The sequence below is a fragment of the Marinobacter daepoensis DSM 16072 genome (genome assembly GCF_000421165.1).
Classification (GTDB): domain Bacteria; phylum Pseudomonadota; class Gammaproteobacteria; order Pseudomonadales; family Oleiphilaceae; genus Marinobacter; species Marinobacter daepoensis.
This window is the reverse complement of sequence record NZ_ATWI01000009.1, coordinates 717,431-736,046: the sequence shown is the minus strand read 5'-3', so window position 1 is coordinate 736,046 and position 18,616 is coordinate 717,431. Positions and strand designations below refer to the sequence as shown.

Annotated in this window: 17 protein-coding genes; 13 read left to right on the top strand and 4 right to left on the bottom strand. The window is 56.2% G+C overall.

Translation table 11 applies throughout. The features are described 5' to 3' along the window. Window positions 1-8 precede the first annotated feature (8 nt). The 8 genes from fabG to putP all read left to right on the top strand — a co-directional run bounded on the left by fabG (window position 9) and on the right by putP (window position 7,708). A complete protein-coding gene (gene fabG, locus K325_RS0108920; RefSeq protein WP_029653921.1) occupies window positions 9-752 on the top strand; it encodes a 3-oxoacyl-ACP reductase FabG in 744 nt (247 codons plus the stop codon). Between the two features lie 133 nt (window positions 753-885). Then, complete coding sequence (acpP, locus tag K325_RS0108915; protein WP_022988070.1) at window positions 886-1,119, top strand: acyl carrier protein; 234 nt, start codon at window positions 886-888, stop codon at window positions 1,117-1,119. 126 nt (window positions 1,120-1,245) lie between these two features. After that, the gene (gene fabF / locus K325_RS0108910; RefSeq protein WP_029653920.1) at window positions 1,246-2,493 is read left to right on the top strand and encodes a beta-ketoacyl-ACP synthase II; all 1,248 of its coding nucleotides are present in this window, start codon (window positions 1,246-1,248) and stop codon (window positions 2,491-2,493) included. A gap of 6 nt (window positions 2,494-2,499) precedes the next feature. Then, a complete protein-coding gene (locus K325_RS0108905; RefSeq protein ID WP_029653919.1) occupies window positions 2,500-3,318 on the top strand; it encodes an aminotransferase class IV in 819 nt (272 codons plus the stop codon). After that, window positions 3,318-4,388, top strand: coding sequence for an endolytic transglycosylase MltG (gene mltG / locus K325_RS0108900; RefSeq protein ID WP_029653918.1), 1,071 nt, complete (start codon window positions 3,318-3,320; stop codon window positions 4,386-4,388). Before K325_RS0108905 ends, mltG begins: the two co-directional genes overlap by 1 nt. A 1-nt stretch (window position 4,389) precedes the next feature. Next, window positions 4,390-5,028 carry a dTMP kinase gene (tmk, locus tag K325_RS0108895; protein ID WP_029653917.1) on the top strand — a complete coding sequence of 213 codons (639 nt, stop codon included), beginning with the start codon at window positions 4,390-4,392 and terminating at the stop codon, window positions 5,026-5,028. Between the two features lie 98 nt (window positions 5,029-5,126). Next, complete coding sequence (locus K325_RS0108890) at window positions 5,127-5,906, top strand: AraC family transcriptional regulator (RefSeq protein ID WP_029653916.1); 780 nt, start codon at window positions 5,127-5,129, stop codon at window positions 5,904-5,906. Window positions 5,907-6,217: 311 nt separating this feature from the next. Further along, window positions 6,218-7,708, top strand: a complete 1,491-nt coding sequence (putP, locus tag K325_RS0108885) for a sodium/proline symporter PutP (RefSeq protein WP_029653915.1) — start codon at window positions 6,218-6,220, stop codon at window positions 7,706-7,708. 137 nt (window positions 7,709-7,845) lie between these two features. Here the strand turns inward: putP and K325_RS0108880 are convergent, their stop codons facing one another. Next, the gene (locus K325_RS0108880; protein ID WP_029653914.1) at window positions 7,846-10,440 is read right to left on the bottom strand and encodes a bifunctional aconitate hydratase 2/2-methylisocitrate dehydratase; all 2,595 of its coding nucleotides are present in this window, start codon (window positions 10,438-10,440) and stop codon (window positions 7,846-7,848) included. Window positions 10,441-10,698: 258 nt separating this feature from the next. On the opposite strand from K325_RS0108880, the gene K325_RS0108875 reads away from it, so the two are divergent. Further along, window positions 10,699-11,310 (top strand): MiaE family protein, encoded by a 612-nt coding sequence (locus K325_RS0108875; protein WP_029653913.1) that lies wholly within the window; start codon window positions 10,699-10,701, stop codon window positions 11,308-11,310. Here the strand turns inward: K325_RS0108875 and K325_RS0108870 are convergent. Further along, window positions 11,283-12,188, bottom strand: coding sequence for a LysR family transcriptional regulator (locus K325_RS0108870; protein ID WP_029653912.1), 906 nt, complete (start codon window positions 12,186-12,188; stop codon window positions 11,283-11,285). The two genes, K325_RS0108875 and K325_RS0108870, sit on opposite strands and share 28 nt — an antisense overlap. A 138-nt stretch (window positions 12,189-12,326) precedes the next feature. On the opposite strand from K325_RS0108870, the gene K325_RS0108865 reads away from it, so the two are divergent. Further along, complete coding sequence (locus tag K325_RS0108865; RefSeq protein WP_029653911.1) at window positions 12,327-13,097, top strand: ferredoxin--NADP reductase; 771 nt, start codon at window positions 12,327-12,329, stop codon at window positions 13,095-13,097. Between the two features lie 134 nt (window positions 13,098-13,231). Next, window positions 13,232-14,092, top strand: coding sequence for a hypothetical protein (locus K325_RS0108860; protein WP_420835445.1), 861 nt, complete (start codon window positions 13,232-13,234; stop codon window positions 14,090-14,092). Here the strand turns inward: K325_RS0108860 and lpxH are convergent. Together lpxH and K325_RS0108850 are read right to left on the bottom strand one after the other, a co-directional pair. Further along, on the bottom strand, window positions 14,087-14,812 hold the full coding sequence (lpxH, locus tag K325_RS0108855) for a UDP-2,3-diacylglucosamine diphosphatase (protein ID WP_029653909.1): 726 nt from the start codon (window positions 14,810-14,812) through the stop codon (window positions 14,087-14,089). The genes K325_RS0108860 and lpxH overlap by 6 nt on opposite strands. Further along, window positions 14,809-15,309, bottom strand: a complete 501-nt coding sequence (locus K325_RS0108850; protein WP_029653908.1) for a peptidylprolyl isomerase — start codon at window positions 15,307-15,309, stop codon at window positions 14,809-14,811. Before K325_RS0108850 ends, lpxH begins: the two co-directional genes overlap by 4 nt. Before the next feature lie 160 nt (window positions 15,310-15,469). Between K325_RS0108850 and K325_RS0108845 the strand changes: the two genes are divergently transcribed. Together K325_RS0108845 and cysS are read left to right on the top strand one after the other, a co-directional pair. Then, window positions 15,470-17,149: a glutamine--tRNA ligase/YqeY domain fusion protein gene (locus tag K325_RS0108845; RefSeq protein ID WP_029653907.1), complete on the top strand. Its 1,680-nt coding sequence runs from the start codon at window positions 15,470-15,472 to the stop codon at window positions 17,147-17,149. Then, window positions 17,149-18,534: a cysteine--tRNA ligase gene (cysS, locus tag K325_RS0108840; protein WP_029653906.1), complete on the top strand. Its 1,386-nt coding sequence runs from the start codon at window positions 17,149-17,151 to the stop codon at window positions 18,532-18,534. Before K325_RS0108845 ends, cysS begins: the two co-directional genes overlap by 1 nt. Window positions 18,535-18,616: the final 82 nt, after the last annotated feature.

Below are 18,616 nucleotides of genomic sequence, written 5' to 3'. Positions count from 1 at the left end.
AGTTTTTTATGTCTTTGGAAGGCAAAGTTGCACTGGTAACCGGCGCTAGTCGGGGGATAGGTAAAGCCATAGCCCACGAGTTGGCCCGCCTTGGTGCTGAAGTGGTGGGGACCGCCACAAGTCCTGAGGGTGCTCAGGCAATTACTGACGGTTTGAAAGCCGAGGGATACCAGGGTTATGGCCTTGTTATGAACGTGGCCGAGCCAGAAAGCATTGAAGCAGGCCTTGCGCAGCTTACTGAGCAATCCGGGGCTCCGCTGATTCTGGTCAATAATGCCGGTATTACCCGTGATAACCTGCTGATGCGTTTGAAGGACGATGACTGGTCTGCGGTGCTGGAAACGAACCTCTCCAGCGTCTATCGCACAAGCAAAGCGGTGCTTCGTGGTATGGCCAAAGCCCGCTGGGGGCGGATCATCAATATCAGTTCTGTGGTTGCGGGTATGGGCAATCCGGGGCAGGGTAATTACTGTGCCGCTAAAGCCGGGGTTGAGGGGTTTACCCGCAGTCTGGCCAAAGAAATGTCAAATCGGGGCATCACTGCGAACTGCGTGGCGCCCGGATTTATTGATACGGATATGACCAAAAAACTGGACGATAAGCAGCGTGGGGCTATGCTGGAAATCATACCGACCGGCCGACTCGGGGAGCCTGAGGAAGTGGCGTCGGTTGTGGCTTTCCTGGCTTCAGATGGTGCGGCTTACGTGACCGGAGAAACCATTCATGTGAACGGCGGCATGTATATGGGTTAAGCCCATTTTCGGGCTGATGTGCAACCCCTTGTCGTACAACATGTTTGACTGAATCCCTGCTTGTTTGCAGGTAGGGTTTAAACTAAACTGGCAGCCATCGAGTTGCTTGGTTGACACTTAAAGTGAGGACATTATGAGTACAGTTGAAGAGCGCGTGAAGAAGATTGTTTGTGAACAACTGGGCGTTAAAGAGTCCGAAGTTCAGAACACCTCTTCTTTTGTAGAAGATCTTGGCGCTGACTCACTGGACACTGTTGAGCTGGTTATGGCCCTTGAAGAGGAATTCGAGACTGAAATTCCTGACGAAGAGGCTGAGAAGCTGGGCTCCGTTCAGGACGCGATCGACTACATCGTCGCACACACCTGATACCCTGCGAATCAGATAGCCAGGCAAAAAGCCGTCCTTTGGGCTAATTGAAGGACGGCTTTTTTATTGGCCAAATACCGGCCAACAGTGAACGAATAGAGTCAGAAAAATCGGGTGATTGGGGATATGAGCAAGCGACGGGTTGTTATTACAGGAATGGGAATGCTTTCTCCGGTAGGGAATGACGTAGCGTCTTCCTGGGAAGCCATTCGTGCCGGGCGTAGCGGAATCAGCGTGATTGATCGTTTCGATGCCTCGGAGTACAACACCCGTATCGGAGGTGGGATCAAGGATCTTGATATTGAGCCCTGGCTGTCCAGCAAGGAAGCCCGAAAACTCGATGCCTTTATTCACTACGGTCTGATTGCCGCTCAGCAGGCGGTGGATGACAGTGGTCTTGAGCAATATGGTGATCTTGATAAAGAGCGGGTAGGGGTTGCCATTGGTTCGGGGATTGGCGGTTTGGAGTACATTGAGAAAAATGTGATCCAGATGGAGAAATCCGGTCCCCGTAAGGTGTCACCGTTTTTTGTTCCTGCATCGGTCATCAATATGATTTCCGGTAACGCCGCGATCCGGTTTGGCTACAAAGGGCCAAACATTGCGATTGTAACGGCCTGCACCACAGGTACTCATAATATCGGGTATGCCGCCCGCACCATTGCTTATGGTGATGCCGACGTGATGCTTGCAGGTGGTTCTGAAATGGCGACAACCCGAAGTGGGCTGGCTGCATTCTCCTCGGCCCGGGCCTTGTCCACTCGAAATGACGATCCTGAAAAAGCCAGCCGACCCTGGGACAAGGATCGCGATGGCTTTGTACTGAGTGATGGTGCCGGCGTTGTGGTTCTTGAAGAGCTGGAGCATGCAAAAGCACGTGGTGCGACTATTTACGGCGAGGTGATCGGTTTTGGTATGAGCGATGATGCCCATCACATTACCGCACCTGCGCCTGGTGGTGACGGCGCCGCCCGCTCGATGCGCAACGCCATTCGGGATGCCGGCCTGAGTCCGGATGATATCGGGTATATCAACGCCCATGGCACCTCGACGCAGGTTGGGGATGTGGCCGAAGTGGCGGCGGTTAAATCCGTCTTTGGTGACCATGCAGAAAAGCTTGCGATGAGCAGTACCAAGTCTATGACGGGGCATTTGCTGGGGGCTGCCGGGGCTGTGGAGGCCATCTTCTCAGTTCTGGCCGTTAGAGACGGTGTGTTGCCGCCGACCATTAATCTGGACAATCCGGATGAAGGGTGTGATCTGGATTTCGTGGCGCATCAGGCCCGGGAAGCGGATGTGCGGGTGGCCTTGTCCAATTCCTTCGGTTTTGGCGGCACCAATGGCACCCTGATTTTCAGCCGTTACGAGGGCTAACCGAACGTGTTTCAGCTCTACTGGGCTGACGACGATTGCCTGCCCGCTGGTGATCGAGGGTTTTCCTATGGCGATGGTCTGTTTGAGACCATCCGTGTGTGCGAGGGCAGAGCAGCCTTGCTGGGATATCACCTGGATCGTTTGCTCACGGACTCGGGGCGCCTGGGGATCTTCCTGAGCCGCCCTGAGCTGGAGAAAGCCTGCTCTGATGCCGTTGACCGTTATGGGGTTGTGTATGGCGGTGCTCCGTGGGTGCTCAAGTTTGTGGTCACGCGCGGTACCGGGGGCAGGGGCTACCGCCCCCTTGCGGAGATGCGGCCCAATCTCTTTGTGTTTCATTCTCCGGCTCCTCCAGGCCCTCCGGAGACGGGGGTGCGGGCGGATTTCTCCCGGATTCCTTTGACGGTTAATCCCTTGTTTTCCGGCATGAAAACTCTCAATCGCCTGGAGCAGGTCATGGCGGCTCGTGAAATGCACGGTTCCGTATGGGAGCTTCTCATGACCAATGCCGACGGTCATGTGGTGGAAGGCACCAGAACTAACCTGTTTCTACTGGGGCCCGAGGGTTGGGTGACGCCGCCGGGTGCTTCACTGGCAGTGTCCGGCGTTATGCGCCGACAGGTTATTGAACGATTGCATTTGACGGGGGAGCGTCTGGTGGAGCGTTCGGTTGGCGTAGGGGAGTTGCTGAGTCCTCATTGTCGCGGAGTGTGGCTGAGCAACAGCGTGATCGGTGTTGTGCCGGTTAATAACCTTGCTGGTCACGATTTGCCTGTCGACAACCGACTTGCGACAATCTGCGATCCTGAGAATCGACCGGATTGATGCGAGTGCTTAAAAAATTAGTGGTTGGTATTTTTGCTCTGATGGTTCTGGCCGGAGCCGGTGCAGCTCTTTGGCTGTGGCAGGGCCTGAAAACGCTCCAGGCCCCCATTGTGATGGAAGAGCCAGTCCTGTTTTCTGTGGCGCCAGGTTCAGCATTTGGTCAGGTTGCGCGTAAGCTGGCGGCGGAAGGATTCGTGGCAGACCCTCTTTGGCTTCGGCTCCACGGTCGCCTCAACCCTGAACAGACGCACATCAAGGCCGGCGATTATGAATTTACCTCCGGCATGACGTCTATCGATATGTTGAGGGTTATGGTGGAGGGGAAGGTCAAGCTCTGGTCGGTTCAGTTTATAGAAGGCTGGACCTTTTCGGAGATGCGTGCGGCGCTTGCCCGTAATGAAAAACTGAAGCGAAAAACGACTGACTGGACCGACGAGCAGATTATGACGGCCCTCGGCGCCGAGGGGCAGCATCCTGAAGGCTGGTTTTTCCCTGACACCTACTTGTTTGATAGCAGCGAGACCGATCTTGATATTCTCAAGCGTGCCTATGCGATCATGGTGGATGTTCTTGAGACCGAATGGCAGGAGCGGGATGAAGGGTTGCCGTACAGCACGCCATACGAGGCTCTGATCATGGCGTCTATCGTCGAGCGGGAAACGGGCGTTGCAGGAGAGCGGCAGCAGGTGGCGGGAGTGTTTGTTCGTCGTCTGCAGAAGGGGATGCGGCTGCAGACCGACCCTACGGTGATTTACGGCATGGGTGATAAATACCGTGGCCGGATAGGGCGTAGTGATCTGAGAACCTGGACGCCCTACAACACATACAGAATTGATGGGCTCCCGCCGACCCCGATCGCGTTGCCTGGTCGGGGAGCTATTCACGCAGCACTGCACCCGGACGATGGCGACGCCCTTTATTTTGTAGCCCGCGGAGATGGTAGTCACAAATTCTCCCGCACGTTGTCAGAGCATCAGAAGGCGGTGAGAGAGTTTCAGCTAAACCGAAGGGAAGATTACCGGTCTTTCCCGGCACCGGGTTCCGAAACCGGCAGTAACGGAGATCAGTGATTTGACCAGAGGGCGATTCATTACATTTGAGGGGACGGAAGGGGTTGGCAAATCCACTCAGCTGGAAACGGCCGCAGCGACCCTTGAAGGCCTCGGGATTGACTATATGGTCACCCGGGAACCCGGAGGCACTCCGATGGCGGAAAGTATCCGGGAGATGCTGCTCGCCACCCGCGAAGAACCAGTCCATGAAACGACGGAACTGTTGCTCATGTTTGCTGCCAGATCGCAGCATCTTTACAACCGTATTCTGCCCGCGTTGTCTGCCGGAAAGTGGGTGCTCTGCGACCGCTTCACGGATGCCACGTTTGCGTACCAAGGGGGCGGGCGCGGCGTTTCCAGAGAGCGAATTGCCTTGCTTGAGAATCTGGTGCAGGGCGATCTTCGGCCAGACCATGTCATTCTTCTCGATGCGCCGGTAGAGACAGGCATGGCCCGGGCAAGAAAGCGAGGTGAGCTGGATCGCTTTGAGCAGGAAGCACTGGCGTTCTTTCAGCGTATCCGGGACGCCTACCTGGAGCGGGCTACTGAGATGCCTGGTCGTTACCATGTGGTCAATGCAGCTCTGCCGCTGGAGCAGGTGACGGAAAGCGTGTCGGCTCTCCTTTCTGCCTTGTCAAAGCTGCCGGTTGCGGACTAACCTGTGGCGATATTCGGCCAGATCGAACACTTTTCGTGCACTTTTTGTAATGTTCTGCTTTAATTGAGGAACATTCTCGATAACGGCTTTCAGCAGTAATGCTCAACGCGAAACTTTTGAAGCTTCCCACCGCTGCCCACCAGCACAACCACCAACATCATCAGATTGTGGTCGGTGTCCGGGGGCAGGCAGAGCTGCGCGTTGAAGGCTCCGGAGCGTGCCTGGATACCTGGAAAGCCTGTCTTGTGCCGACCGAGGCCCGTCATGACTATTGTGGTGATCATCAAAACCACGTTCTTGTCATTAACGTAGACCCTTTCAGCCCGGCGCTGTCTACCCCATTGCACTCAGACTACGATAAGCTGGTGCGTTTCTTTGAGATGCCCCGCACCGTGCAGATGGATAACCGCATTCAGGGGCTCGTTCAGTTTGCCGCCGGAGAGTTTGACCGATCGCCGGAGAACCGGATTCTCCATCAGCATCTGGCCGCCAGCATCCTGCACTGCATGGCTGAACGTATCGTAGACCGTCCGGTCGTTTCCAGTAACAGGAATAGCCTGAATCCGGAAGATGTGCGTCGATACATTGTTGCCAATCTTCATCGCAAGATTACGGTGCAGGACCTGGCGGGCGTAGCTTGCCTGAGTGTCAGTCGTTTCCATGAGATTTTCCGGCAGGTCACGGGCACTACGCCTCATCAGTTCCTGTTGCAGACTCGCCTGGACCATGCGGTGGGTCTGCTGTCCTCTACCTCTCTCTCGGTCTCTGAAATCAGCTACCGCACCGGTTTCTCTTCCCAGAGTGCTCTGACGAATGCGCTGAGAAAGCATCGGGGCATTACTCCATCCAGACTGCAATTGAGTGAACGTGTGGCCTGATCCGACTGCTGATTCGCGGGAATAGCTGTCAGTCCCGTAGGATTCTGCAAAATAATCGTAGGATTCTGTAAGCCTCGAATGCGTAGTAATACTAATTTATATCGCCCGAGGACCGAGGCGCAGGATATGAGCCCGTTGGTCGCAAAGATTTGACGATCAGCTATATTCAAGGAGGAATCCCGGCAAGTTGATTCTTGCTACAGGTCCGACGAATCCGAGACATACAAAAAACGGCACACCGTGCCAATCATGAATCTGGTGTTGTGCCAATCGAGCGGATCTAGTCCGACTCATAAAACCGGAGGAGCCTTATGGCTATTGGAGTTTGGATCAGTCTATTTGCGTATTTCGCCCTGATGATTGTCATTGGTCTCTGGGCCATGCGTACATCATCAGCCACTGCTGAGGATTACATGCTGGGTGGGCGAGCCCTCAGCCCTAAAGTCGCTGCCTTGTCGGCTGGCGCATCAGATATGAGTGGCTGGCTGCTGCTGGGGTTGCCGGGAGCGCTGTATGTGACTGGTCTTGCCTCGGCCTGGATTGGGATCGGGCTTTTTGTCGGTGCCTTTATTAACTGGATTGTTGTCGCGCCTCGTTTGCGGGAACAAACGGTTCATTACGGTAATGCTCTGACCATCCCTGCGTTTCTGGCCAACCGGTTCCCGACCAAAGCGATGCCGCTACGCACGGTGTCGGCGATCGTTATCGTTCTGTTCTTCGCGGTGTACACGGCTTCCGGTCTTGTGGCCGGCGGCAAGCTTTTTGAAAGTGCGTTTGCTGGTATCTTCAACTTCGGTGGTATGACCGACTACGCAGCCGGTATTATCATCACGTTGGGTGTTGTGCTCGCGTACACTGTGGTGGGCGGGTTCCTGGCGGTCAGTATGACTGACTTCGTGCAGGGCTGTATCATGATGCTGGCGCTGGTTATCATGCCGGCGGTAGTGTTGTTCGGTGAAGGTGGTGGCGGATTTGCGCAGGCCTCTGAAACCCTGAACAGTGTTGACCCGACCCTGTTGTCCTGGACAGAAGGGCTAACGGTGATTGGTTGGTTGTCGGCAGTAACCTGGGGCCTTGGTTATTTTGGGCAGCCACACATCATTGTGCGTTTCATGGCAATCCGGACGGTGCATGAGGTTGGGACTGCCCGGAACATTGGTATGTCCTGGATGGGTATCTCTCTGATTGGTGCGATTGCTCTGGGTGTGTTTGGTCGTGCCTATGCGGTTCGTAATGGGCTTGATATTGCCGACCCCGAGACCATTTTCATTATTCTGGCGGATCTTCTGTTCCACCCGCTGATTACGGGTTTCCTTTACGCGGCACTGCTGGCGGCGGTGATGAGTACCATTTCAAGTCAGCTGTTGGTGTCATCTGCTTCCCTGACGGAAGATTTCTATCGCCTGTTCCTGCGCAAGGAAGCCACTGACAAAGAGTGTGTTAACGTTGGCCGTGCATGTGTTGTTGCGGTTGGCCTGGTGGCCGCCTTTATTGCCTCTGACCCGAATTCTCAGGTTCTCGCGCTGGTCAGTAACGCCTGGGCAGGCTTCGGTGCAGCCTTTGGTCCGTTGATCATTCTGGCCCTGACCTGGCCACGTACCAACGGTGCGGGCGCCCTGGCTGGCCTGATTGTGGGCGCGGCGACCGTGATGGCCTGGATTTCTCTGGGCTGGAATGGCGAGTTCATGGGTGGCCCTGGTGTGTATGAGATCATCCCTGGTTTCATTGCTGCGTTTATCGCCATCGTCGTGGTTACTCTGGCCACTTCCGATGCCGGTGAGTACCAGCATATCGAGCGGTGATGGGTCACCTGACCTGAACGAGGGGCTCCTGCGGGGGCCCTTTTTTTTAGCGTTTAATAATGGGGTGACGCCAAAAAAAACGCCAGCCCGAAGGCTGGCGTTTTCAAATCAGAGGTGAGCTACCTCCTCAGAAGATCTCAGGCTACGGAAGCCTCAGACGCTTTCTGGGTGTACTCTTCCATCTGATCGAAGTTGAGATACTTGTAGATCTCTTTGGACATGCTGTTCAGGTCCTTGGCGTACTCCATGTACTCCGCCGGAGTCGGGAGTTTGCCCAGTACCGCGCCCACAGCCGCCAGTTCCGCAGAGGTCAGGTACACGTTGGCACCATCGCCCAGACGGTTCGGGAAGTTACGGGTTGAGGTAGACAGAACCGTTGACTTCGGAGCAACGCGGGCCTGGTTACCCATGCATAGGGAGCAGCCCGGCATTTCGGTGCGAACACCGGCAGTGCCGTAGGTGTTGAAGTAGCCTTCTTCCATTAGCTGCTGCTGGTCCATCTTCGTGGGCGGTGACATCCACAGGCGGGTGCTCAGCGGGCCTTTGTGCTGCTCAAGCAGCTTGCCGGCGGCACGGAAGTGGCCGATGTTGGTCATGCACGAGCCGATGAACACTTCGTCTACCTTGTCGCCAGCCACTTCAGACAGGAACTTGGCATCATCCGGGTCGTTCGGGCAGCACACGATCGGCTCTTTGATGTCGGCCAGGTCGATCTCGATGACGTGAGCGTACTCGGCGTCTTTATCGGCACGCATCAGCTTCGGATCTTTCAGCCACTCTTCCATCTGCTGAGCGCGACGCTCCAGAGTACGCGGATCGCCGTAGCCTTCAGCAATCATCCAGCGCAGCATGACGATGTTGGAGCGCAGGTACTCGGCCACGGAATCTTCAGACAGGTTGATGGTACAACCAGCGGCAGAGCGCTCGGCAGAGGCATCAGACAGTTCGAATGCCTGCTCAACGGTCAGGTGCTCCAGGCCTTCGATCTCGAGGATGCGGCCGGAGAATTCGTTGATCTTGCCTTTTTTCTCTACTGTCAGCATGCCTTGCTTGATGCCGTACAGCGGAATCGCGTGTACCAGATCACGCAGCGTGATGCCTGGCTGCATTTCGCCTTTGAAGCGAACCAGAACGGATTCCGGCATATCCAGCGGCATGACGCCGGTCGCGGCGGCAAACGCTACCAGACCAGAACCGGCCGGGAAGGAGATGCCCATCGGGAAGCGGGTGTGGGAGTCACCACCGGTACCTACGGTGTCCGGCAGCAGCATGCGGTTCAGCCAGGAGTGGATGATGCCGTCGCCCGGACGCAGGGAAACACCGCCACGGGTACGGATGAAGTCCGGCAGGGTGTGTTGCATCTCAACGTCAACCGGCTTCGGATACGCTGCAGTGTGACAGAAAGACTGCATCACCAGATCTGCCTGGAAGCCCAGACACGCCAGGTCTTTCAGTTCATCACGGGTCATCGGGCCGGTGGTGTCCTGGGAACCCACGGTGGTCATGTGCGGCTCGCAGTAGGTGTTCGGACGAACGCCCTGGCCATCTTCCAGGCCACAGGCCTTGCCGACCATCTTCTGGGCCAGGGAGAAGCCCTTGGTGCCAGCTTCCGGATCTTTCGGCAGACGGAAGGTGTCGGTTGCGCCCAGGCCCAGCGCCTGACGGGCCTTGTTGGTCAGGCCACGGCCGATGATCAGCGGGATACGGCCGCCTGCCTGGACTTCGTCCAGGATCACGTCAGACTTGAACTTGAATTCGGAGATCACGTCACCGGCTTCGTTCAGGATCTTGCCTTCGTACGGACGGATTTCGATCACGTCGCCCATGTTCATGTTGTCGACCGGAGCCTCGAATACCAAAGCGCCAGCGTCTTCCATGGTGTTGAAGAAGATCGGAGCAACCTTGTTACCAATACAGACGCCGCCGCCACGTTTGTTGGGCACGCCTGGGATGTCGTCACCGAAGAACCACAGTACAGAGTTGGTGGCCGACTTCCGGGAGGAACCGGTACCGACTACGTCACCAACGAAAGCAACCGGCAGGCCTTTGGCTTTGATCTCGTCGATCTGGCTCATCGGGCCGGTTACGCCGGGCTCTTCCGGCTTAAGGCCGTCGCGCTCCATTTTATAAGCGGCACGAGCATGCAGAGGGATGTCCGGGCGGGACCATGCGTCCGGAGCCGGGGAGAGGTCGTCGGTGTTGGTTTCGCCGGTAACTTTGAAGACCACCATCTTGGTGCTCTCGGCTACCTTGTTCCTGCCGGTGAACCACTCGGCGTTGGCCCAGGACTCAACCACAGACTTGGCGATGGCATTGCCTGCATCCATTTTTTCCTTCACATCGTTGAAGGCGTCGAACATCAGCAGGGTTTTCTTCAGCTGTTCACCAGCCAGCTCGGCCAGTTCACTGTCGTCCAGCAGCTCAACCAGAGTTTCGATGTTGTAGCCACCCTGCATCATGCCCAGCAGTTTGACGGCGTATTCCTTGCTGACCAGCGGGGAAGAGGCTTCGCCCTTGGCAACCGCGGAAAGGAAAGCCGCTTTAACGTAAGCTGCTTCGTCCACGCCCGGTGGAATGCGGTTTTCGAGCAGGTAAACCAGAGTTTCTTCTTCTCCGGCCGGCGGGTTCTTCAGCAGGTCTACCAGAGCGGCGGTCTGCTCGGCATTCAGGGGCTTGGGGGGGATACCCAGAGCTTCACGTTCGGCAACGTGTTCACGATAGGCTTCTAACACGATATGGACCCTCATCAGTTGGAATGTTCCGCATTGTGGGCGTGGTGCCCGGCGGAAGTTTTGTGGCGAAAAGGCCGCAGGAGCCTCTGAATAACGCCTCAAATCACCGATGGGGTTTCAGGATTTATTCAGAGACTCCTTGATCTGGCGCCGTATTCTATAGGAAAGCCCTTATAAAGTTAAGTTGGACAGAGGTCGGAGGAATCTGCTAGGTGCGTTATACTCCGGCCCCCAAGACATTCCAGACTGAACGGTGACATGACTAACGCCCTGCAAGAAATACACGACTTCCTCCCGTGCCGGACGCCTGCCCAGTGGATTGAAAATGCGCTGGCCAATCAGGATCTGATGCTGATTGATCATGCCCACTGTGAAAAAAAAGCAGCCTCTACAGCGCTGAGTCTGATGTATCGATACGTCGACAACACTGACCTGTTGAATAAAATGTCTCGGTTGGCCCGGGAAGAACTGCGTCACTTTGAACAGGTGCTGGCCATCATGAAAAAACGGGGCATTGTCTACGCTCATCTCTCGCCAGCGCGGTATGCCGCGGGTTTGCGGGAAGCGGTCAGGGCGGAAGAACCGGGCAGGCTGGTGGATGTTCTGATTGTGGGTGCAATCATTGAAGCACGCTCCTGTGAACGATTTGCCGCCCTGGCGCCGTTTCTGGATGACACCCTCAGAGATTTCTATAACGGGTTACTGAAATCTGAAGCCCGTCACTATCAGGATTATCTAAAGCTTGCGGAACAAGCCAGCGGCGGCTCTGTGGAAGGGCGGGTCGCGGACTTTCTCTCGATTGAGCAAGCGCTGATAGAGCAGCCCGACCAGGAGTTCAGGTTTCACAGTGGTCCGGTGTCTGAGATCTGAAGCTCCTGACACAGGCTCATCCAGCGGGCAATTCCGGCGCTCCGGTATTTCTGTTTGTGGAGAATAAAGTAGAAGTGCCGGTCGAACTTTCGGGCATCGGGAACGTTTAGGGGGACCAGGCTCCCCCGTTTGAAGGCGTCGGCCAGTACCACCTTTGACAGGCAGCCAATGCCGAGATTGGCTTCTACTGCTCGTTTAATGGCTTCGGTGTGCTCCAGTTCCAGCAGGATGTTCAGGTCCGGAAGCAGGCCGTGCATCCCTCGCTCGAAACTCTGGCGGGTGCCAGACCCCTCTTCCCTCATAATCCAGACTGCCTGACGAAGGTCCTCGTCCGTCAGCCTCTTTTTACGGGCCAGTGGGTGTGAGGGGGAGCAGAAAACCGTCAGGGCATCTTCCCGCCAGGGAATGACTTCCAGTTCAGGAGATTGCAGCTCTCCTTCAATCAGTCCGATGTCCAGTTCAAAATCCCGCACTCGTCTTGCGATGGAGCTGGTGTTGGCCACTTCCAGAGAGACTTTGGGGCGGGTAGGGGTATTCATGTATTTGGCCATTACACCAACGGCCAGATAGTTACCGATGGTAAGAGTCGCTCCGACTTTCAGGGCACCAACTTCGGAATGTTTGCTGAATGCCTGTTCCAGCTCTGTGGCCTGTGCCAGCAATGACTCCGCTTTGGGGCGATAGAGGCGCCCCAGCTCGTTCAGTTGCAGTCGTTTGCCGACACGATCGAACAGCTGGATGTCGAACTGGCCCTCGAGCTCTTTAAGCGCGCTGCTGGCTGCTGACTGGGACATCGCGAGGGATTCGGCAGCCCGGGTGATGTTCTGGAAGTGGGCTGCGGCCAGAAAAACCTCAAGCTGACGAAAGCTGTATTTCATGATGAAGGTTCCGGTGTAAAGTATTGTTATCGGAAAAATCGAATAGGCATATGAGAACAGCCCGTTTTGTCGATTTCAAGCAAAAGGTTAAACTATTCCCAATTCCTGATAGACAGACTTAAACAGGCGAGGGCTCCGATGAGCAATCTGATGAAAGAAACCGTCACCAGTGTGCACCACTGGAATGACACGCTTTTCAGCTTCAAGACCAGTCGGGATCCCGGCTTCCGATTCAAAAACGGGCATTTCGTCATGATTGGCCTTGAGACGGATGGTAAGCCGCTTATGCGCGCCTACAGTATTGCCAGTGCCAACTATGAAGAGGAGCTTGAATTCTTCTCCATCAAGGTACCCGATGGCCCGCTGACCTCTCGCCTGCAGCAGATCAAGGTCGGGGATGAGATTCTGGTCAGCCGCAAACCTACGGGCACCCTGGTGCTGGATAATCTGCTGCCGGGGCGGAATCTGTGGCTGATCAGTACGGGGACCGGACTGGCTCCGTTCATGAGCATCATCAAGGACCCGGAAGTCTATGAGGCCTTTGATAAGGTGATTCTGACTCACGGTGTGCGTTATATCTCGGAGCTGGCTTACCAGGGCGAGATCGAAGAGCTGCCGGAGAACGAATTCTTTGGTGAGATGGTCAGTGGCAAGCTGCTGTATTACCCCACGGTTACCCGGGAGCCTTTCCGGAATGAGGGGCGCCTGACTGATGCCATGGAAACCGGCAAGATCACTCGGGATCTGGAGCTGCCGGATTTCGATGTGGAACAGGACCGGTTCATGATTTGTGGTAGCCCGAGCATGCTGAAGGACACCTGTGCCATTCTGGACAACATGGGGTTCCGTGAAGCGCGAGGCGGTGAGATGGGGCATTACGTGATTGAGCGGGCCTTCGTCGAGCAGTGAGCAGAGAGGAGGCTTGGCCTCCTTGGATTACCAAAGCGCAAAGTTGGTTCCCCTCCACGGAACGGACAGGGCACAATTAGCCTCTTGGTGAGGCTTGGGTGCCTTGGGTTGGTCCGGAGATAGAGGGAGGGGTTGTGCTGCGTGCCTGGATTCAGATGGTTGTCCTCGTCGTTTTCGCAACGCTGGTGGGTTGCGATTCTGATTCTGTTGGAGAAGTGCCGGGGGGGCGGTCAGCGTCCCCGGATATTTCTCTGGCGCTTGAGCCGCAGCAAATGGATTGGGTGGGTCAGAAGATCTTCCAGAATGAGTGTGCCGGGCGGTTCCAGTGTCTGGTGCATTGGAACGAAGGGGAGTTGTTTCCGTCGTTGGGGATTGGTCATTTCATCTGGTACCCCAGGGATGTTCAGGGGCGATTTGTTGAGAGTTTCCCTGAGCTGATCCGGTACATGAGCCAGCGCCAGGCGTCTGTGCCGGACTGGTTGTTGTCGCTTGAGCCCTTCGATGCCCCCTGGCCCGATCGTGCGAACTTCCTGGCGGCGAGTGATTCGACTCGGGTGGCTGAGCTCAGGGAGTTCCTGGCTGGGACGCAGGGGATTCAGGCTGAGTTTATTTTTCGCCGTGCCCAGTCGGCTTTGGGTGCGATCATTCAGGCTGCGCCGGAAGGTCGGCGGGGAGCAATCCTTGGTGATCTTAAGGCGCTGAGTGCGACGCCTGGTGGAGTGTACGCGTTGATGGATTATGTGAACTTCAAGGGCGAGGGGTTGGCGCCCGGGGAGCGATATCAGGGCGAGGGATGGGGGTTGCTTCAGGTGTTGGTGTCCATGGGGGCGGAGCCCGGTGACACGGCGCTGGATCGTTTCCGGAGCGCGGCGGCAACTGTTCTGACCCGCCGTGCCCGGAATGCCGAAAACGCCATTGAGCGGGAGCGGTGGCTGGCGGGTTGGCTCAAGCGAGTCGAGAGCTACCGGGAGCCAGCCCCTGGTCCGGCTTTATAGGGGGATTTTTTTAAGTTCTGGTTCCTGGCTCGGGCGCACTTCCAGCCACCAGGCATAGTGCTCCCAGTCGCCCAGCACAATGCGTTGTGCTGATCTTCCATTGGCTTCCAGGTTGTGTATGGCGGGGCGGTGTGTGTGGCCGTGAATCATTCGCTGCACTCCGTGAGCTTCCAGTTCCCGGGTCACTTCTTCTGGTGTCACGTCCATAATGGTCTCTGCTTTGCCCTGGTTTTTCGCCATGGAGATTTCCCTGAGTTGCCGGGCCATTTGCTGGCGATCTTTCAGTGGGCGGGCAAGCAGCATTTTCACGGTTTGCGGGTTGCGCATGTTGGCCCGGAACTTCTGGTACTCAACGTCGGCTGTGCAAAGGCTGTCGCCATGCATCAACAGCGTCGGAGTGCCGTACAGGTCTACGACAGTCGGGTCTGTCAGCAGAGTGGCGCCGGCGCGTTCACAAAAGTCATCCCCAATGAGGAAGTCGCGATTGCCGTGCATCAGGTAGATGTCGGTGCCTTTGCTCCGGACTTCCTTCAGCGCCGACGCTACCTGTTCCTGTAGTGGGGTGCGTTCGTCGTCACCAATCCAGGCCTCAAAAAAGTCGCCAAGGATGTACAGTCGCTCCACTCCCGGCGTTTTGTCTTTGAGGAAGGACAGAAACGCGCCTGTAATGTCCGGGCGCGATTCTTCAAGATGCAGATCCGAGATAAGCAGCGTGGTCACGCGTCCTCCAGAACCTCGGCTTTCTCGATCACGACGTCTTCAAACGGAACGTCCTGGTGGCCTGCGCGCATGGTGGTGCGGACGGCGCGGATCTTGTTGACGGTGTCCATGCCCTCCGCCACCTTGCCGAATACGCAATAGCCCCAGCCCTCGGCGTTCTTGGCGGTGTGGTCCAGGAAGCCGTTGTTCTCGACGTTGATGAAGAACTGGGCTGTGGCTGAGTGCGGGTCCATGGTGCGGGCCATGGCGACGGTGCCAATCATGTTGCTCAGGCCGTTGTCAGCTTCGTTCTGGATGGGGTCGCGGGTTTTGCGAGGGGTCATGCCTGGCTCGAGACCGCCGCCCTGAACCATGAAGTTGCTGATGACTCGGTGAAAAATCAGGCCATCGTAGAAGCCGTCGCGAACATACTGTTCAAAGTTTTTGGCGGTTTCCGGGGCTTTTTCGTAGTCCAGTTCCAGTTTGATATCACCGAAGTTTGTCTGCAGCAGAATCATCAGGGTTTCCTGTGTTTGAGGATCAGAGTGTTCAAAGGGGTATTGTACTCAAGAGTTTCTTTCAGTGCATGAGTCCGGCGCGGATTTGTGAGTATAATAGGCGGTTTAAACGGAGCATCCGGACAGCTCCCATGATTCATTCCCTGTTAACAGAGATTGTATGAGCGCCGAGTCGAAGAAAGCCCATAACTTTATCCAGAGCCTGATTGAAGACGCCGTCACCAAGGGTGAGCACAGCGGGCAGGTTGTCACCCGATTTCCGCCAGAGCCTAATGGCTATCTGCATGTCGGGCATGCCAAGTCTATTTGTCTGAACTTCGGAATTGCCGAGACCTTTGCGGGCGTATGTAACCTCCGGTTCGATGACACCAACCCGGAGAAAGAAAGCCAGGAATACATCGATGCGATCAAGCAGGATGTGGAGTGGTTGGGCTATAAGTGGGCCGGCGAGGTGCGTTTTGCGTCGGATTACTTTGATCAGCTGTATGCGTTTGCAGAGGAGCTTATTCAGAAGGGCAAGGCGTATGTGTGCGCCCTGAACGCGGAGCAGATGGCTGAATACCGGGGTTCTTTGAAAGAGCCGGGAAAGGACAGTCCGTATCGCGACCGTCCGGCAGAGGAAAGTTTGCAGCTGTTCCGGGATATGCGAGCCGGTAAGTTCCAAAACGGCGAGCTGGTGCTGCGGGCCAGAATTGATATGGCCTCGCCCAATATCAATATGCGGGACCCGATCCTCTACCGGATTCGCTACGCTGACCACCATCAGACGGGCAGTAAATGGTGCATCTACCCGATGTACGACTTTACGCATCCAATCTCCGATGCCCTGGAAGGGATCACCCACTCTCTGTGCACCCTGGAGTTTGAGGATCACCGGCCGCTGTACGACTGGGTGCTCGATAACATCACCATTCCGTGTCACCCGCGCCAGATTGAGTTTGCCCGGCTGAACCTGAATTACACCATTACCAGCAAGCGCAAACTCAAGCGCCTGGTCGATGAGAATGTCGTTGGCGGCTGGAATGACCCCCGGATGCCGACCATTTCCGGGATGCGTCGCCGAGGTTACACGCCGGAATCGATTCGCAGCTTCTGCGACATGATCGGTGTGAACAAGGCGGGCGGTACGGTCGATGTTGGTATGCTGGAGCATGCCATTCGTGAAGATCTGAATAGCCGCGCTCCACGCGCAATGTGTGTTATGCGCCCGCTCAAAGTTACGCTGACCAACTATCCTGAAAGCCAGACTGAAACCCTGACCTTGCCTGTGCACCCGCAAAACCCTGACATGGGAGAGCGGCAGGTGACCTGGAGTCAGACGCTGTACATTGATCGGGACGATTTTGAGGTGGAGCCTCCTCGCAAGTGGAAACGGCTGGCACCGGATCAGGCTGTTCGGCTGCGCGGCGGCTATGTCATGACTTGCCGGGAGGTGGTGCGTGACGACGACGGCGAGATTGTTGAGCTCAAGTGTGAGTACGATCCGAACACCCTGGGCGTGAATCCGGAAGGCTATAAGCCCAACGGGGTGATTCACTGGGTGTCTGCCAGCGACAGTGTTGAGGTTGATGTCAATCTGTACGATCGTCTGTTCAATCATGAATCTCCGGACAGTGATAAGGAGGGAGATTTCCTTGATCACCTGAATCCGGAATCTCTGGTTGTACTTGAGGGTGCGAGGGTTGAGAAAACGCTGGCGCAACCGAGGAGCGATTTGCCGTATCAGTTTGAGCGTGAGGGCTATTTCTTCTGCGACCGAGAGCTGACCGAAGAGGCCGGTAAGCCCGTGTTTAACCGTACTGTGACGCTCCGGGATTCCTGGGGCAAGGGAGGCAAGTGATGCGTATCTACAATACGCTGACACAGCAGAAGGAAGCGTTCAAAACCCTCGAACCTGGCAAAGTGCGCATGTATGTATGCGGTATGACCGTATACGATTACTGCCATCTGGGGCATGCCAGAGTGTTGGTGGCGTTTGACGTGATTACCCGCTATCTGCGCCATCGTGGATACGATGTGCATTACGTGCGAAACATTACGGACATTGATGACAAAATTCTGCGCCGCGCCGATGAAAACGGGGAGGTCTATACCGATCTGACCGACCGGATGATCCGCGCCATGCACGAAGATGAGGCCAAGTTGGGGGTGCTGTCACCCAGTGAAGAGCCCAGGGCGACGGCGTACATCGATGATATTGTGGCCATGGTCCAGAAGCTGGTTGCGGGTGGCCATGCCTACGCTGCCGATAACGGAGATGTCTATTTCTCGGTAGCGTCATTTCCGGAGTACGGCAAGCTCAGCAAAAAGAAACTGGACGATCTGGTGGCGGGCGCCCGTGTGGATGTCCGGGAGGCCAAGCGCAGCCCGGCGGATTTCGCGCTCTGGAAAGCGGCCCGGCCGGGAGAGGTGAGTTGGTCGTCGCCCTGGGGAGAGGGGCGTCCGGGCTGGCACATCGAGTGTTCGGCCATGTCCACCCGGTGCCTGGGGGATTCCTTTGATATCCATGGGGGCGGGCCGGACTTGCTGTTCCCGCACCATGAGAACGAGATTGCTCAGTCTGAGTGTGCGACCGGCCACAAGTTTGTTCATACCTGGATGCACGCTGGTGCCATTCGGGTAAACAAAGAGAAAATGTCCAAGTCGCTGGGCAATTTTTTCACCATACGAGAGATTCTTGAGAAGTACCCTGCAGAAGTGGTGCGCTACTTCCTGGTGTCCAGTCAGTACCGCAGTCAGGTGGATTACTCTGAAGACAATCTGGCAGAGGCGGGGCGTACGCTGACCAAGCTTTATCACGCCTTGCGTGGTGTTGTACCGGCGAAGGGTTCGGATGTGCCGGAGACAGACCATGATCGCCGGTTTGTTGAGATGATGGACGATGATTTCAATACCGCCGGGGCCATTTCGGTGCTGCATGCAGTGGCCAATGAGATCAATCACCAGCGTCGGGATGGCGATGAAGGTGCCGCCAAGCGCAGCGCTGCGGTGCTGGTAAGGCTGGGTGCCGTGCTCGGGCTGTTGCAGCAGGATCCTGAGTCTTTCTTTCAGGCGGATACCGGGAGCGAGCTGACGGCTGAGGATATCGAGGCCATGATTCAGGCCCGGGCCGATGCCCGTAAAGCAAAGGACTTTGCTGGAGCCGACCGCATCCGCGATGAGCTTCTCGACAAGGGTATTATCCTGGACGACAGTCGTGAGGGCACCAGCTGGCGCCGGGCCTGAATGGTCCAATTGCTCCTATGGCCGCATTGTATTGTGTGGGAATGACCTTGTAGGGAATTTCACGTACAATGCGGCGCTCTAA